Below are 15,965 nucleotides of genomic sequence, written 5' to 3' on the forward strand. Positions count from 1 at the left end.
TTCAAATAATACAATCAAGCACATCCTAAGGAGGAATTTATTGTGGAACAATTACGTAAACAAGATCCTAAAATTGTTGAGGCTATGAATTTGGAGATTGGCCGTCAACGCGACAAAATCGAATTAATCGCTTCTGAAAATTTTGTGAGTGAAGCTGTACTGCAAGCAATGGGTACGGTTTTAACTAATAAATATGCAGAAGGCTACCCAGGCAAACGTTACTATGGTGGTTGTGAGCATGTTGATATCGTTGAGGATATTGCACGTGACCGTGCTAAAGAATTGTTCGGTGCTGAGCACGCGAACGTACAGCCGCATTCCGGCGCACAAGCAAACATGGCGGTATATCTTGCAGCGCTGCAGCCTGGCGACACCGTGCTGGGTATGAACCTGGCACATGGCGGTCACTTGACTCACGGAAGTCCAGTGAATGCATCCGGTATTTTGTATAACTTTGTTGCATACGGCGTTAGAGAAAGCGACGCTCATATCGACTATAATGAAGTCCGTAAATTGGCTTTTAAGCACAAGCCTCGTATGATCGTAGCAGGCGCTAGCGCTTATCCGCGTACTATCGATTTTGAAGCATTGGCTTCCATTGCCAATGACGTAGGCGCATTGTTGTTTGTAGATATGGCCCACATTGCAGGACTTGTTGCAGCAGGTCTGCATCCGAGTCCAGTTCCACACGCACATTTTGTTACAACAACTACACACAAAACGCTTCGCGGTCCTCGCGGCGGTATGATCCTGTGCCGCAAACCATGGGCTGCTGCAATTGATAAAGCTGTATTCCCTGGTACACAAGGCGGTCCTTTGATGCACGTTATTGCTGCCAAGGCTGTTGCCTTCGGAGAAGCGCTGCAACCGGAATTTAAAACTTACGCGCAAAATGTTGTAAATAACGCTAAGACTTTATCCGAGGCTCTAACAGCTGAAGGTATTGATCTGGTTTCCGGCGGTACTGACAACCATTTGATGCTGATTGACCTTCGCAACCTGAACATCAGCGGTAAAGACGCAGAGCATTTGCTGGATGAAGTAGGCGTGACTGTGAACAAAAACGCGATTCCTTTTGATCCGGCTAAGCCGATGATTACAAGCGGTGTTCGTATTGGTACGCCTGCGGCAACTTCCCGCGGCATGGATCAAGAAGCGATGAAAGTTATTGCTAAAATTATTGCTTTGACGCTGAAGAATCCATCCGATGAAGCTGTACATGAAAAAGTTCGCGGCATGGTTAAAGATCTAACAGCTCAATTCCCTCTATATCCAGGTTTGAGTTATTAATAAGGTTGTTTTTCATGAGTTCTCTAAGGAGAGCTAATAGCTATTAATAGTGGCCGGCGCATTTGCGTCGGCTTTTTTTCGAAATGTATGAAGTAAGCGACAGAAGGTATACTCAGCTAAGGAGGGTGTGACTATGATATATATCGGTTTAGCAGGATGGGGAGATCATGATGGGCTATATGAGAAGGGTTCCGTCAAGCCAGAGGATAAATTGAAGATATATAGCAGGCATTTTTCCATAGTTGAAGTGGATAGTTCCTTTTATGCGGTGCTGCAGGAGAAGACCTTCAGCCGTTGGGTGAATGAAACAACGCAGAATTTTTCCTTTATCGTTAAGGCGTACCAAGGGATGACGGGGCATCTGAGAGGGAAGAATCCGTTCCCTGATGATGATTCGATGTACAAGGCTTTCTGTGAGTCGATTCGTCCCGTTCTGGAGAGCGGGAAGTTGAAAGCGGTGCTATTTCAATATCCGCCTTGGTTTGATTGCTCACGAGGCAATGTGGATATACTTCGAGGTGTAAGGGAACGTATGCGGAGTTATCCTGTTGCTCTAGAATTTCGTAATCAAAGCTGGTTCGCCGAAGATACGAGAGAGAAGACATTAGCATTTATGGCGCGTGAGCAATGGATTCACAGTATTTGTGACGAGCCTCAAGCCGGTATGGGGTCAGTGCCAGCGGTGCTGACACCAACAAGCCCCAAGCAGACCCTAGTACGTATGCATGGCAGGAACGTATCCGGATGGAACCAGAATGGCAATCCCAATTGGAGAGAGACGCGGTACTTGTATCGATATAACCAACAGGAGCTTTCAGAATGGAGGGATAACCTGTATCGCCTTAGCGAGCAGACCGAAGAAGTTTCCGTTATCTTTAACAATAATTCGGGTGGCGATGCAGCTGAGAATGCTAAGGAGCTTATGAAGCTTCTTGGGATGAAGCCTGAAGCGCTTGCGCCGCGTCAACTGGAACTATTCGATTAATACGTAATTGAAACTTGCTAGGATAACCACGGACAATTGTGGTATAATACATAAGATTTGGCGTAAAGGGGAATGAATAATGGGAAAAGTATATGTGTGTGACCATCCGCTTATTCAGCACAAGCTTACTTACATACGGGATGAAGCCACAACGACCAAGGATTTTCGTGAGCTTGTTGATGAAGTAGCAACTCTAATGGCATATGAGATTACAAGAGATATACCCTTGCAGAAGGTACAAGTTAAAACTCCTGTCGCAACGGCGGAGTGTAAGGTGATTTCTGGAAGAATGCTTGGGCTGATCCCCATTCTGCGTGCTGGACTTGGCATGGTAGACGGCATATTGAAACTCGTACCAGCGGCTAAGGTAGGACATATTGGACTGTATCGCGATCCAGAAACTTTGCAGCCTGTAGAATATTATGCGAAGCTTCCTACGGATGTACAGGAGCGAGAATTAATTGTTATTGATCCGATGCTTGCCACAGGCGGATCGGCTAATGCGGCAATCGCTGCATTAAAAGCAAGAAACTGTACGCAGTTGAAGCTGATGTGTCTGATTGCAGCGCCGGAAGGCATTCAATCCGTACAGAAAGAGCACCCTGATGTAGATATCTATGTGGCAGCGATAGACGATTATTTGGATGACCACGGTTACATTATACCTGGTTTGGGTGATGCGGGAGACCGCTTGTTCGGAACCAAATAGTATAAGTGCCGTATAAGTTACTGTTCAAGTGATTATGAAACAGGGGGAAGAGGCACTTTGAATACAAACAAAATTAAGGTTTTAACGATTTTTGGCACACGGCCAGAAGCAACCAAGATGGCTCCGCTTGTTAAAGAGCTGGAGAAGCACTCCGATCAGATCGAATCGATCGTTTGCGTGACGGCACAGCATAGGCAGCTGCTCGATCAGGTGCTCGAATTTTTCAAGATTAAACCCAACTATGATCTGGACGTTATGAAAGATGGGCAAACATTAAGCGAGGTTTCGGTTCGCGTTTTACAGGGCCTTGATCCCGTATTGAAAGAAGCTAAGCCGGATTTGATTCTGGTTCATGGAGACACCTCCACGACATTTCTCGCCAGCTACGCTGCCTTTATTTTACAAATAAAAATAGGACATGTGGAAGCGGGGCTGCGCACATGGAACAAGATGTCCCCCTACCCGGAAGAAATGAACCGTCAATTGACTGGAGTCATGAGCGATTTGCATTTCTCGCCAACTTCATTATCGGCTGATAACCTGCGCAGAGAGAATAAGTCGGAGGAAGGCATCTTTATTACGGGAAATACGGCTGTTGATTTGCTTTCTTATACAGTTCGAGATAACTACTCGCACCCTGTGCTCGAGTGGGCGAAGGGCAAACGTCTGATTCTGATGACGGCGCATCGTCGAGAATCTCAGGGAGAACCACACCGTCAAATTTTCCGTGCCGTCAAGCGCTTGGCTGATGAGTTTGAAGACATTGCTATTGTATATCCTGTACATCCAAGCCCAGCTGTGAAAGGTCCGGCTTATGAATATTTGGATGGACACCCACGTATTAAATTGATTGATCCTCTGGACGTTGTTGATTTGCACAATCTGTACCCGCATACGCATATGATCTTGACCGATTCTGGAGGATTGCAAGAAGAAGCGCCTTCGTTCGGAGTCCCTGTGCTGGTGCTGCGGGAAACAACGGAGCGGCCTGAAGGTATTGATGCAGGAACGCTTGAGCTTGTGGGTACCGACGAAGACCACGTGTATCAACGCGCCCATGCTTTGCTAACCGATGCCTCCATGTATGAAAAAATGAGCCAATCAGCCAACCCATACGGGGACGGAAAAGCGTCTGAACGTATCGTTCAAGCCATCCTTTTCCATTTCGGAATGGTTGCTTCCAGACCGGAACCATTCCAACCGTGACAATCCTATGACAAACGTCACAGTGTACAGTTGAACTGTTTGGTTTGAAAGTAAAAAAAACGTTGATGTGACAGCGTTTTTTGAGAATTTACACACAGTTGTTTGGAGAGAACCACAATTGACAAACATCGCGTTGCTTCGTTACAATAAGTGAGGATTATCAGGAGGGTGTCTATGAAACAGCCAAACCGCAATGATAATCCATGGAAAGCCGCTGCATTAACGAGCGCTATCGGTATCGATCTTGTCGTATGCTTGCTAGCCGGGTATTGGCTCGGAGAATGGTTAAGTCATACGCTAGGCGGGCAGTTGTGGCTGCTGGGAGGCTTTCTGTTGGGGCTTGTGTCAGCTATTATTAGTATTTATTTTATGATCAAGCAATACGGAGGGCTATGATGGATGATTTTGCGGCCCATCTGAAAAAGGTTCAAAATGTCTTTCTTTTCTTCTTATCCTTTTGTTTGGTGTCTTGGGCAATTTTCGAGGATTTTCGACCCTATTCTGCTGGGTTAATGCTAGGTGCAATTGCCAGCATGATTAATGCAAGATATCTTGCTTGGAAAATTCTTAAGCTTTCTGAAAAAGTTATCAAAGCTTCACTTGAGCAACAGGTTCCTCGAAAGTCATCCATAGGTTTTTTAACTAGGGCGGCAATAGCGGGCTTGGCTGGACTTATAGCGGTCCGGTATCCGGAGCACATTGCTTTACCTACAACCATTGCTGGATACTTTTTTGCTCAATTGGCAACACTCGTATTGGGTATTCTTTCTATTAAAAGATCCAAGAAGTAAATCCATTCGTGGAAAGGGGTGAAAAGGGAAAACATGGAACATAAGGTACCGGGGATAGAATTATTAGGTTTACACTTCGATCTGTCAGCACTTCTTATGATCGCAGTGACCAGTATTTTCGTATTAATACTTGCCATATCTGGAGCCAGTAAAGGATCTGTTACAAATCCATCAAAGCTGCAAAACTTTATGGAATGGGTAGTGGAATTTGTCGAAGGAATCGTCGGCAGTACTATTGGTTCAAAGCATGGAAAACCGTTTATCGCGTTAGGGCTAACGCTCATTATGTACATTTTTATTGGGAATATGCTAGGACTTCCGTTCTCAATTGTTACTTCAGAACACGTTTCCTGGTGGAAATCACCAACAGCGGATATTGCTGTAACGGCTGGTCTTACTGTTATTGTTATCGGTCTCAGCCATTACTTAGGTATAACTCGAAATACCAAGCATTATTTTGCTCATTACTTCGAGTATAAAGGGGCTATGCTTCCACTGCATTTAATTGAAGTGGTATCTAAGCCGCTGACGCTTGCTTTTCGTCTATACGGTAACATTTACGCAGGTGAAATAATGATTTCTGTCATATTAGGGGCAAGCTGGTTTGGAATTGCGCCTCTGTTTGTATGGCAGGGCTTCAGTGTGTTCGTAGGTGCGATTCAAGCATTCGTATTTACAATGTTAACGATGGTTTATATCTCGCAAACATTGATCCACGAAGAGGGTCACTAACAAGTAAGACTTACCTCGGGTAGTCTCGAGTCATTTTATAAAAAACAAAAAAACTTTACGAAATTAAGGGAGGATTTTCTCAATGGGAGCTTTAGCATTAGTAGCAGCAGCAATCGTATTTGGTTTGGGAGCACTTGGTGCAGGTATTGGTAACGGTTTAATCGTAGGTCGCGCTTTGGAAGGTATTTCCCGTCAGCCAGAACTTCGTGGTACTTTGCAAACAACAATGTTTATCGGTGTAGGTTTGGTTGAGGCAATGCCGGTTGTAGCTTTGGTTCTTGCGTTCATCTTGATGGGCCAAGCTTAAGAATAATCCGTTTGGCGGGGATGGCACAGTAGCCTCCACGCCTTCGTTTTGCCCACGTTATCAGAAGGGAGTGACGTTACTTGCATATTGAATGGACAACGTTTTTTATTCAAATTATAGCCTTCTTGATTTTGTACCTTTTGCTGCAAAAATTTGCGTTCGGTCCTTTGTTTGGAATGATGGAAAAACGCAGACAGCTAGTTAAGGATCAAATTCAAACAGCTGAAAATAACCGTAAACAATCCGAGCAACTGTTAGAGGAGCAAAAACAAGCTCTTCAGGAAACTCGCAAAGAAGCACATGATATTATTGAACAAGCTAAACAAACAAGCTCCAAACAAGCTGATGACATTATTGCCGCAGCTCGCGTAGAAGCGACTCGCGTGAAAGAAGAAGCGATTCGTGATATCGAAAATGAGAAAAACAAGGCGGTTGCCGCCCTTCGCAGTCAAGTCAGCGCGATGTCCGTGCTGATTGCTTCCAAAATTATTGAGAAGCAAATTGATGAGAAGTCCCAGGAACAGTTGGTTGAGCATTACCTGAAAGAGGTAGGAGGCAAGCAATGAGCCAGGATACCGTTGTAGCCAAAAGATATGCGAGAGCTCTGTTCGAGCTCGCTAAGGAACAAAATAAAATCGCTGCGGTCGAAGAAGAACTGAAAACCGTGGTTACTGTAATGCAGGATAATACGGACTTTGAGAAACTAATCAAACATCCGGGTCTTGGTGCGGAATCCAAAACAACGTTGTTGAAAAATGTTTTCGAAAGTCAGCTTTCGGAAATTACCTTCAACACCTTGCTGCTTCTTGTTGATAAGGGCAGAGAAGATTTACTGGAAGCGCTCGTGAATTACTATGTTACGATTGCTAGTGAAGCTCTTGGTCAAGCACAAGCAACTGTTTACACACCGGTAGAATTGTCCGAAGCGGATCTGAGTCATATTTCCGCAACGTTCAGCAATCTAACAGGTAAACAAATCCGTGTTGTATCGGTTCTCGATAAAAGCTTGCTCGGCGGAATTAAAGTCCGCATCGGCGACCGTCTGTACGATGGTAGCTTGTCCGGCAAGCTTGAGCGGTTAGAAAAAACGTTGAATCAAACTCAAGCACTGTAGATAGGGGTGAGGAAAGTTGAGTATTAGACCGGAAGAAATCAGCACGCTGATTAAACAGCAGATTGAACAATATAAATCGGACATTCAAGTAGTGGACGTTGGTACGGTCATTACAGTCGGTGACGGGGTTGCCCGTGCACATGGCCTTGAGAATGTTATGGCAGGGGAACTACTTGAGTTTCCGAACGGCGTATTGGGATACGCCTTTAACTTGGAAGAAAGTAACGTAGGTATCGTTATTTTGGGACCTTTCACGGATATTCGTGAAGGCGACCAAGTAAAACGTACTGGCCGCATCATGGAGGTTCCTGTAGGTGAGGAATTGATCGGTCGCGTTGTTAACGCGCTTGGTCAACCGGTTGACGGCAACGGTCCGCTTAACACGACGAATTCACGTCCTGTTGAATCACCGGCACCGGGCGTTATGGCTCGTAAATCCGTTTTTGAACCTATGCAAACAGGTATCAAAGCGATTGACGCTATGATTCCAGTTGGTCGTGGACAACGTGAGTTGATCATCGGTGACCGTCAAACGGGTAAAACAGCGATTGCTATCGACACCATCATCAACCAAAAAGGTAATGGCGTAAAATGTATTTACGTTGCTATCGGTCAAAAGCAATCCACTGTAGTTAACGTAGTTGAAACCTTGCGTCGTGCAGGAGCAATGGATTACACTATCGTCGTAACGGCGAGTGCTTCCGAGCCTGCTCCAATGCTATGGCTTGCTCCTTATGCAGGTTGCGCAATGGGTGAATACTTCATGTACAAAGGCGAGCACGTTCTAATCATCTACGATGACTTGTCCAAACAAGCAGCTGCATACCGTGAGTTGTCCTTGTTGCTTCGTCGCCCTCCGGGTCGGGAAGCATATCCAGGGGATGTTTTCTACTTGCATTCCCGTTTGCTGGAGCGTTCAGCTAAGTTGAGCGATGAGCTAGGTGGCGGTTCAATCACAGCCCTTCCTTTCATCGAAACACAAGCTGGGGACGTATCCGCTTATATTCCGACGAACGTAATCTCGATTACGGATGGTCAAATCTTCTTGGAGTCCGACCTATTCTATTCCGGTCAGCGTCCGGCTGTTAACGTCGGTATCTCTGTATCCCGGGTTGGTAGCTCCGCTCAAATTAAAGCTATGAAAAAAGTTGCCGGTACGCTCAAGACTGACCTCGCTCAATACCGCGAGTTGGCCGCTTTCGCAGCGTTCGGTTCTGATTTGGATAAAGCTACGCAAACTCGTTTGAACCGTGGTTTGCGTACATTGGAAATTTTGAAACAAGGTGTTCACCAACCGCTATCCGTTGAGAGACAAGTTGTTTCCATCTATACGGTTGTAAGAGGACATCTGGACGAAACTCCTGTACAGGACATTCGTCGTTTCGAAGCTGAATTCTTGGCTTTCTTGGATTCCAACCGTCCTGAAATTTTCCAAAGCATCCGCGACACGAAAGATTTGACTGCGGATAATGAGAAAGCATTGAAAGACGCGATTGCACAATTCCAAAAGAGCTTCGCAACATCAGCAGAATAAGCTAATAGTTCTAATTAAAGACCTCGAGCTTCTTTCTTTAGGAGCTCGAGGTTCAAATAGTGGAATATAAGAATTAATTTATTTATCAGGCTTTTCGAGTGAAGGCTTTTCTAAGCAGAAAAGCTTCGAGAGAGAGGTGAGCAAGCATGGCAAAAGGGATGCGCGAAATTAAGCGCCAAATTAAGTCTGTACAGAACACGAAGCAAATCACCAAAGCAATGGAAATGGTGGCTGCATCGAGGTTAAGAAGAGCCCAAGCATCCGCTGAGGCTGCACGTCCTTACGCTGATAAGCTGAAGGAAGTGGTAGGCAGCATTGCAGCAGGAACTAAGGGTGTTAAGCATCCGATGCTGCAAACTCGTGAAGTTAAGAAGACGGGATATCTAGTCGTAACTTCAGATCGTGGTTTAGCTGGTGGCTACAATGCCAACGTATTGCGCAGAGTAATGCAGGAGATCAAAGAAAATCACAAATCACCTAGTGAATATGCGATTTTTGTAATCGGGCGTAAAGGCAGAGACTACTTCCGCAATCGTAATATTGCAATTGTTGAAGATGTAACTGGGATTCCGGACTCTCCAAGTTTCGCGGATATTAAAGCAATAGCTGTTTCTGCAGTGAAAAGGTTCGAGGATGGATCTTATGACAAGCTGTATCTGGTTTATAACAGATTTGTTAATGCGATCACCCAAGAACCGACGTTAAAGCAGCTTTTGCCAATGGCAGATATGGGTGGAACAGCGGTATCTAATTACGAGTATGAGCCTTCAGCAGAAGGAGTACTTGAGGTGCTGCTGCCTAAATATGCAGAAACATTGATCTATAGCGCGGTATTGGAAGGCAAAGCTAGTGAGTTCGGTGCGAGAATGACTGCTATGAACAATGCTACGAAAAATGCGACGAAGATGATAAGCTCATTGACTCTGGTTTATAACCGAGCTCGTCAGGCTTCCATCACACAGGAAATTTCGGAGATTGTTGCTGGCGCGAACGCACAAAGCTAAGAACTGATAATCGCTTACGAGGCTGATATATTCAATATTTGAGTATAGCCTGCTTACGAAGGTAGTTTTGCTAAAGCAAAACTCGAAGGAGGAGAAAACAGTGAACAAAGGACGCGTTGTTAATATAACAGGTCCGGTTGTCGACATTGAGTTCGAACGTGGACAGCTACCTGAGATTTTAAATGCGATTAAAATTGAAAGAAAAGCCGAAAAAGCTGGCGAACAAGACATTCAATTAACGGTTGAAGCAGCTGTGCATTTGGGCGACAATCTAGTTCGTTGTGTAGCTATGTCGACAACTGACGGTTTAGTTCGTGGTACGGAAGCCGTTGATACAGGAGCAGCTATTTCAGTTCCTGTAGGTGCAGCTACACTTGGACGTGTATTTAACGTATTGGGTAATCCAATTGACGGTAATACCGAAGTGGATCGCACGTTGACGAGCCCAATTCACAAAAGTGCACCTGCGTTCGAGAACTTGTCGACGCAAGCGGAAATTTTGGAAACGGGTATCAAGGTTATCGACTTGATGGCTCCTTATGTTAAAGGCGGTAAAATTGGTTTGTTCGGTGGTGCCGGTGTAGGTAAAACCGTAACGATGCAAGAATTGATTCACAATATCGCTTCCGAGCACGGTGGTATTTCCGTATTTGCCGGTGTTGGTGAGAGAACGCGTGAAGGTAATGACTTGTATCATGAGATGAAAGAATCCGGCGTTATTGAGAAAACAGCGATGGTTTTCGGACAAATGAACGAACCTCCGGGCGCTCGTCTTCGCGTAGCTTTGTCGGGTCTGACTATGGCGGAATATTTCCGTGATGAAGAAGGCCGTGACGTGCTTCTGTTTATCGATAACATCTTCCGCTTTACACAAGCGGGTTCTGAGGTATCGGCACTTCTTGGCCGTATGCCATCCGCGGTAGGTTACCAGCCGACGTTGGCAACTGAAATGGGTCAATTGCAAGAGCGTATCACATCAACGAAAAAAGGTTCTGTAACGTCGATTCAAGCGATCTACGTTCCTGCGGATGACTATACGGATCCGGCTCCTGCAACGGCGTTTGCCCACTTGGATGCAACGACGAACTTGGAGCGTGGTATCGCAGCTATGGGTATTTTCCCAGCGGTTGATCCACTTGCTTCCTCTTCCCGGATTCTGACTCCAGAAGTTGTTGGCGAAGAGCACTATGCAGTAGCACAAGGCGTTAAGAAAACTTTGCAGCGCTATAAAGAGTTGCTTGATATTATCGCGATCCTTGGTATGGACGAGTTGTCTGAGGAAGACAAACAAACGGTTTACCGCGCTAGACGTATTCAATTGTTCTTTGCCCAACCGCTTCACGTGGCAGAGGCGTTTAACGGTATTCCAGGTCTATTCGTTCCAATCAAAGAAACCGTTCGTAGCTTCAAGGAAATTCTTGAAGGTAAGCATGACAACCTTCCAGAACCAGCATTCCATAACGTGGGTGCAATTGAACAAGCAATTGAGAAAGCAAAAACAATGTAATATAGAATCAGGTCGCCGGCCGTTCTGTGCGAATGTCCGGCGAAGTTATGCCTACAATGCAGGCTTTCTTAACGGGAAGCTCAGCAAATGCTTACGAAGTTAAGCTTTCCTTACGGAAAGCTCTTAGGAGGAGTCCAAGTGAGTACTTTCCTACTGGAGATTGTTACCCCTGAACGTAAAGTGTACGCCGAACAGGTGGACATGATTAGTGTTAAGGGATCAGAAGGAGAGCTTGGTATTCTGCCGAACCACATTCCTTTAGTTACTCCATTAAAAATCGCACCGGTTATCGTGAAACAGAACGGTCAGTCACATTATATCGCGGTGAACGGTGGTTTTATGGAGGTCCGCAAGGATAAAGTGGTTATTCTGGCGGAAAGCGCCGAGCTACCGGAACAAATAGATGTTGATCGCGCCAAAGAAGCGAAATCTCGTGCTGAAAAGCGGATTGCATCGAAACAGAGCGAAACAGATCTCAAACGCGCCGAACTAGCTTTACTAAAAGCTGTTAATCGGATTGACGTTTCTGCGAGAAAATAAGCTTTGGAATGCAAAAAAGGCGAGGGAACCCCAAGTTCCTTCGTCTTTTTTGTGTTTAAAAACGAGGTTATACTATTACGAGTAAGGACGTAGCGTTTGAGGCATTTGTTATTAAAGGAAATATTAGACACTCCAACGGCCTTTTGATATAATTGTGGAGGTATAAATAACTTAAGTTATGTGATCGATAAGGTTTAACAGCTATAGGAAATATCAGAAAATGTAACTTGGGCACGCTTACAAGGTTACCGATATGGCCTGCTCCTTACCCAAACCCATCATCACATCTCAAGTTCAGAACATATTCTTCAATATTATGGGAGGAGATTCGTTCACGATGTACATGAACAATTACGTGGTCGTATCCATTTTTCTCATCTTGGGCGTATTGCTTCCCATCGTAGCGCTTACATTTGGCCGTTTATTGCGACCTCATAAGCCTGTGGAAGAGAAATACACCACCTATGAAAGCGGAAATGAACCCGTTGGCGAGAGCCATGTACGGTTCAATATCCGTTATTATTTATTTGCGTTGATGTTTGTAATATTTGATGTTGAAACTGTGTTTTTGTATCCGTGGGCCGTTGCATATAAGCAACTCGGCTTGTTTGCGCTTGTTGAAATGTGTATTTTTGTAGGACTATTAGTGGTTGGACTAATCTATGCTTGGAAAAAGAAGGTGCTGCAATGGACTTCAATCTAGAGTCGATCTCCCCTGAAGAAAGAAGAGAACTCGAGCGAAATGTATTTATGACCACGTTGGAGCAGGTTAAAGCATGGGCAAGAAGCAACTCCCTGTGGCCGTTAACGTTTGGATTGGCTTGCTGTGCTATAGAGATGATGGGAACCGGAGGCTCCCATTATGATTTGGACAGGTTTGGGGTCATATTCCGGACTTCGCCGCGGCAATCAGACGTTATGATTGTTGCTGGTACCGTAACGAAGAAGATGGCACCACTGCTGCGACGTCTGTATGATCAGATGCCTGAGCCCAAATGGGTCATAGCTATGGGATCCTGTGCTACTGCGGGTGGCCCTTATGTAAAATCTTATGCAGTAGTTAAGGGAGTCGATCAAGTTGTGCCGGTCGATGTCTATATTCCAGGCTGCCCGCCTAATCCGGCCGCGCTGATCTATGGGATTAATAAGCTTCAGGAAAAAATTCGTTACGAGGCGAAAACAGGTAAGCAGGTGACGAGTCGATGAGCGATGAGCAAAAGAAGGATGATCCTCAGCAGCCGACTGAGGATGTAACTGAGTCTGCATCAGCGGAAGCGAAAGTGTCCAATGCTGCAGCACCTGAGGCCAGTAAGGCGACTGAAGCAGATTACAAGCCTTCAGCTGCTGAATCCGCTGCTGTAGCAGAACCGTCAGCTGCGCAGCCAGCAGAAACGAAATCTGCTGCCGCTGAAACGGAAAAGCCTGCGGCGCCTGCTGCCGATAAAGCAGCGCCTACAGATGAAGAGAAGGAAGCCAAGGCGAAAGCAGCTGCGGAAGCGCGTGCGGCCCGGGCGAGTGCAAGAGCGAAAAAGCCTGAAGACGAAGAGAATGCGGCTCCGAAGGAACCTTCACCTCTTCAGCCGAGGCTTGATTATTTTGTGAAGCTTATTAAAGAAGCTATGGGCGACGACACGGTTCAGGAAGCTTTTATCAATGAGAAGGATGCTCATCTTCCTTGTGTTGTGCTGAAGAATGCCAATTGGTTTGAAACAGCCGAGCTTCTTCATAGCCATAGTGAACTAAAGTTAAATTACTTGCGAAATGTATCAGGTGTGGATTATGAAACCTATATGGAAGTCGTCTACCATTTACTATCCTTAGAAACCAAGCATGAATATTGCATCAAAGTTAAAACCGATCGTGAGGCTCCAAGCGTTCCATCAGTGACAACGGTTTGGCCTACAGCCAATTGGAATGAGCGGGAGATTTACGATTTACTGGGCATTGATTTCCCGGGACATCCGGACATGAGAAGAATAATGATGTCTGACGATTGGGTCGGCCATCCTTTGCGCAAAGACTATGAACCGCTTGACCCGGAGGTGTAGAGTCTCTTGATAAGAACTGAAGAACTGTTATTGAACGTAGGGCCTCAGCATCCTAGTACTCATGGAGTATTTCGGATTGTAGTCAAGCTGGATGGAGAAATCATTACACATGCGGATCCAGTCATGGGCTATTTGCACAGAGGCACGGAAAAGTTAGCGGAAAATCTTAGTTATACTCAAATTATTCCTTACACAGACCGGATGGATTATGTGTCTGCTATGACGAATAATTATGTGCTCGTCCATGCTGTTGAGAAGCTGATGGGCTTGGAAATACCAGAACGTGCTGACTTTCTGCGTTTAATTGTCATGGAACTGCAACGAGTCGCTAGTCATTTGGTATGGTGGGGCACATATTTATTAGATATCGGTGCAATGAGCCCGTTTCTGTTTGCCTTTCGTGACAGGGAAATTATCATTGATCTATTCAATGAGCTGTGTGGCGCACGCTTAACTTACAATTATATGCGGGTAGGCGGAGTGAAATGGGATGCACCCGAAGGCTGGATTGAGAAAGTTCGCAAATTCATACCGTATATGCGTGGCAAATTAGATGAGTATAACGATTTGGTGGGCGGAAATGAAATATTTCTGGCACGGATTAAAGGGATCGGGAAGTACGACGCGGAAACGGCAATTGCTTACGGTCTAAGTGGTGCTAATCTACGCTGTACCGGGGTCAATTGGGATATCCGTAAAGATCAGCCTTATAGCTTGTACAGCCGCTTCGATTTTGATGTCCCTGTAGGAGTTAACGGTGACTGCTATGAGCGGTACTTGCTTCGCTTCGAAGAAATGAGACAATCCTTGCGTATTCTAGAGCAAGCCGTGGAGCAGTTCCCGGCTGAGGGAGAGACGATGGGCAAGGTGCCTCGTGTGCTGCGGGCGCCGGAAGGCGAGGTTTATGCGCGTATTGAATCGCCACGCGGCGAGATCGGCTGTTATATCGTTTCCAAAGGGAAGGATAAGCCGTATCGCTTGAAGTTCCGCAGACCTTCTTTTGTCAACTTACAGATTCTACCGAAGCTGCTGGTCGGAGAAACGATGACGAATATGATTACTATACTCGGAGGCATTGATATAGTCGTCGGGGAGGTGGACTGCTGATGGGTGGCTTTTTGCAGGAGCAGTTAACATGGATGAATTTTGGCATATTTTTTGCTTGGGGCGTTGTAATGCTATTGGTGGTATTAGGCTTTGTTACGTACGCCATCTATTTCGAGCGTAAAGTCATCGGGTGGATGCAAATGCGTATTGGACCGAACCGGGTTGGACCGTTTGGACTGCTGCAGAGTGTGGCGGACGTAACCAAGCTTCTAATTAAAGAGGATACAATTCCTAAGAAGGCGGAAAGAGAGCTGTTCATGCTGGCTCCGATTATTACGTTTATTCCGGCTTTTGCTGTTATTGCTGTAATACCTTTTAGCCAAAGCCTAATCAGTACGAATATGAATGCAGGCTTGCTGTATTATGTTGCTTTATCCGGAATTTCAACGATAGGTATTGTGTTGGGTGGATGGGCATCTAATAATAAGTACGCGTTATTAGGTGGAATGCGTTCAGCCGCACAGATGATCAGCTATGAAATTCCACTGGTCATTTCGGTTATTGGGGTTATTATGACGACGGGGAGTCTGAATCTTAACGTCATTGCGAACGCACAAGCAGGAGGATTCTGGCATTGGAATTTCCTCCCTCAGATCATTGGATTTTTTGTATTTGTAATAGCAGGGGTATCCGAGCTTAATCGGACGCCATTTGACTTGCCAGAGGCCGAATCAGAGCTGGTTGCAGGTTATCACGTAGAGTATAGCGGTTTTCGCTTTGCCTTCTTCATGCTAGCCGAGTATGTGTATGTGTTTGCGATTGCTGGTTTGACGACCACATTATTTTTGGGCAGCTGGCATTCGCCGTTTCCCTTCCTTGATTTTATTCCGGGGCTAATCTGGTTCCTACTCAAATTTTCAGCGATTGTATTTTTCTTGTTCTGGATTCGTGCCACGCTACCGAGAATACGTGTTGACCAGCTGATGGGTTTTGGATGGAAGGTTTTGCTTCCGTTATCGTTGATCAACATTTTTGTTACAGCGATTTATATGAGCGTTGGGCCGATGTTGTCCGTTTACTTTTTTAAATGACAATTGCTTCGCCTCACCTGAAGTCATGGTTCCACTGTAAATAATGCTTGGGAAAGGGAG

Annotated in this window: 19 protein-coding genes; all 19 read left to right on the top strand. The window is 45.5% G+C overall.

The features are described from left to right. Positions 1–42 precede the first annotated feature (42 nt). The 19 genes from glyA to nuoH all read left to right on the top strand — a co-directional run bounded on the left by glyA (position 43) and on the right by nuoH (position 15,905). Positions 43–1,290 carry a serine hydroxymethyltransferase gene (gene glyA, locus GC093_RS17820; RefSeq protein ID WP_171653246.1) on the top strand — a complete coding sequence of 416 codons (1,248 nt, stop codon included), beginning with the start codon at positions 43–45 and terminating at the stop codon, positions 1,288–1,290. A 133-nt stretch (positions 1,291–1,423) separates the two neighbouring features. Next, complete coding sequence (locus GC093_RS17825; protein WP_171653247.1) at positions 1,424–2,275, top strand: DUF72 domain-containing protein; 852 nt, start codon at positions 1,424–1,426, stop codon at positions 2,273–2,275. Positions 2,276–2,354: 79 nt separating this feature from the next. Next, on the top strand, positions 2,355–2,984 hold the full coding sequence (gene upp, locus GC093_RS17830; RefSeq protein ID WP_171653248.1) for a uracil phosphoribosyltransferase: 630 nt from the start codon (positions 2,355–2,357) through the stop codon (positions 2,982–2,984). A 57-nt stretch (positions 2,985–3,041) separates the two neighbouring features. Next, positions 3,042–4,190: a non-hydrolyzing UDP-N-acetylglucosamine 2-epimerase gene (wecB, locus tag GC093_RS17835; protein WP_281365266.1), complete on the top strand. Its 1,149-nt coding sequence runs from the start codon at positions 3,042–3,044 to the stop codon at positions 4,188–4,190. A gap of 174 nt (positions 4,191–4,364) precedes the next feature. Then, entirely contained in the window at positions 4,365–4,586 is a 222-nt protein-coding gene (locus GC093_RS17840) for an AtpZ/AtpI family protein (protein ID WP_171653249.1), read from the top strand. Continuing rightward, positions 4,586–4,981 carry an ATP synthase subunit I gene (locus GC093_RS17845; RefSeq protein ID WP_171653250.1) on the top strand — a complete coding sequence of 132 codons (396 nt, stop codon included), beginning with the start codon at positions 4,586–4,588 and terminating at the stop codon, positions 4,979–4,981. Before GC093_RS17840 ends, GC093_RS17845 begins: the two co-directional genes overlap by 1 nt. Before the next feature lie 33 nt (positions 4,982–5,014). Further along, positions 5,015–5,713 (top strand): F0F1 ATP synthase subunit A, encoded by a 699-nt coding sequence (gene atpB / locus GC093_RS17850; protein WP_171653251.1) that lies wholly within the window; start codon positions 5,015–5,017, stop codon positions 5,711–5,713. An 82-nt stretch (positions 5,714–5,795) separates the two neighbouring features. Continuing rightward, on the top strand, positions 5,796–6,020 hold the full coding sequence (gene atpE, locus GC093_RS17855; protein WP_028550954.1) for a F0F1 ATP synthase subunit C: 225 nt from the start codon (positions 5,796–5,798) through the stop codon (positions 6,018–6,020). Between the two features lie 80 nt (positions 6,021–6,100). Then, complete coding sequence (gene atpF, locus GC093_RS17860) at positions 6,101–6,586, top strand: F0F1 ATP synthase subunit B (protein WP_171653252.1); 486 nt, start codon at positions 6,101–6,103, stop codon at positions 6,584–6,586. Next, positions 6,583–7,134, top strand: a complete 552-nt coding sequence (locus tag GC093_RS17865) for a F0F1 ATP synthase subunit delta (protein WP_171653253.1) — start codon at positions 6,583–6,585, stop codon at positions 7,132–7,134. The genes atpF and GC093_RS17865 overlap by 4 nt, the downstream gene beginning before the upstream one ends. Before the next feature lie 16 nt (positions 7,135–7,150). Then, on the top strand, positions 7,151–8,668 hold the full coding sequence (gene atpA, locus GC093_RS17870; RefSeq protein ID WP_171653254.1) for a F0F1 ATP synthase subunit alpha: 1,518 nt from the start codon (positions 7,151–7,153) through the stop codon (positions 8,666–8,668). A gap of 146 nt (positions 8,669–8,814) precedes the next feature. After that, the gene (atpG, locus tag GC093_RS17875; RefSeq protein ID WP_171653255.1) at positions 8,815–9,672 is read left to right on the top strand and encodes an ATP synthase F1 subunit gamma; all 858 of its coding nucleotides are present in this window, start codon (positions 8,815–8,817) and stop codon (positions 9,670–9,672) included. 100 nt (positions 9,673–9,772) lie between these two features. Continuing rightward, positions 9,773–11,179, top strand: a complete 1,407-nt coding sequence (gene atpD, locus GC093_RS17880; protein ID WP_171653256.1) for a F0F1 ATP synthase subunit beta — start codon at positions 9,773–9,775, stop codon at positions 11,177–11,179. Between the two features lie 138 nt (positions 11,180–11,317). Beyond that, positions 11,318–11,719 carry a F0F1 ATP synthase subunit epsilon gene (locus tag GC093_RS17885; RefSeq protein WP_171653380.1) on the top strand — a complete coding sequence of 134 codons (402 nt, stop codon included), beginning with the start codon at positions 11,318–11,320 and terminating at the stop codon, positions 11,717–11,719. A 337-nt stretch (positions 11,720–12,056) separates the two neighbouring features. Further along, positions 12,057–12,422 (top strand): NADH-quinone oxidoreductase subunit A, encoded by a 366-nt coding sequence (locus tag GC093_RS17890; protein ID WP_171653257.1) that lies wholly within the window; start codon positions 12,057–12,059, stop codon positions 12,420–12,422. Then, positions 12,407–12,925: a NuoB/complex I 20 kDa subunit family protein gene (locus tag GC093_RS17895; RefSeq protein WP_171653258.1), complete on the top strand. Its 519-nt coding sequence runs from the start codon at positions 12,407–12,409 to the stop codon at positions 12,923–12,925. The genes GC093_RS17890 and GC093_RS17895 overlap by 16 nt, the downstream gene beginning before the upstream one ends. Continuing rightward, a complete protein-coding gene (locus tag GC093_RS17900) occupies positions 12,922–13,767 on the top strand; it encodes an NADH-quinone oxidoreductase subunit C (RefSeq protein WP_171653259.1) in 846 nt (281 codons plus the stop codon). Before GC093_RS17895 ends, GC093_RS17900 begins: the two co-directional genes overlap by 4 nt. 6 nt (positions 13,768–13,773) lie before the next feature. Continuing rightward, entirely contained in the window at positions 13,774–14,874 is a 1,101-nt protein-coding gene (locus GC093_RS17905) for an NADH-quinone oxidoreductase subunit D (protein WP_171653260.1), read from the top strand. Continuing rightward, the gene (nuoH, locus tag GC093_RS17910; protein WP_171653261.1) at positions 14,874–15,905 is read left to right on the top strand and encodes an NADH-quinone oxidoreductase subunit NuoH; all 1,032 of its coding nucleotides are present in this window, start codon (positions 14,874–14,876) and stop codon (positions 15,903–15,905) included. The genes GC093_RS17905 and nuoH overlap by 1 nt, the downstream gene beginning before the upstream one ends. The last annotated feature ends 60 nt before the right edge of the window (positions 15,906–15,965 follow it).

The sequence above is a fragment of the Paenibacillus foliorum genome (genome assembly GCF_013141765.1).
In the GTDB taxonomy this organism is placed as follows: domain Bacteria; phylum Bacillota; class Bacilli; order Paenibacillales; family NBRC-103111; genus Paenibacillus_S; species Paenibacillus_S foliorum.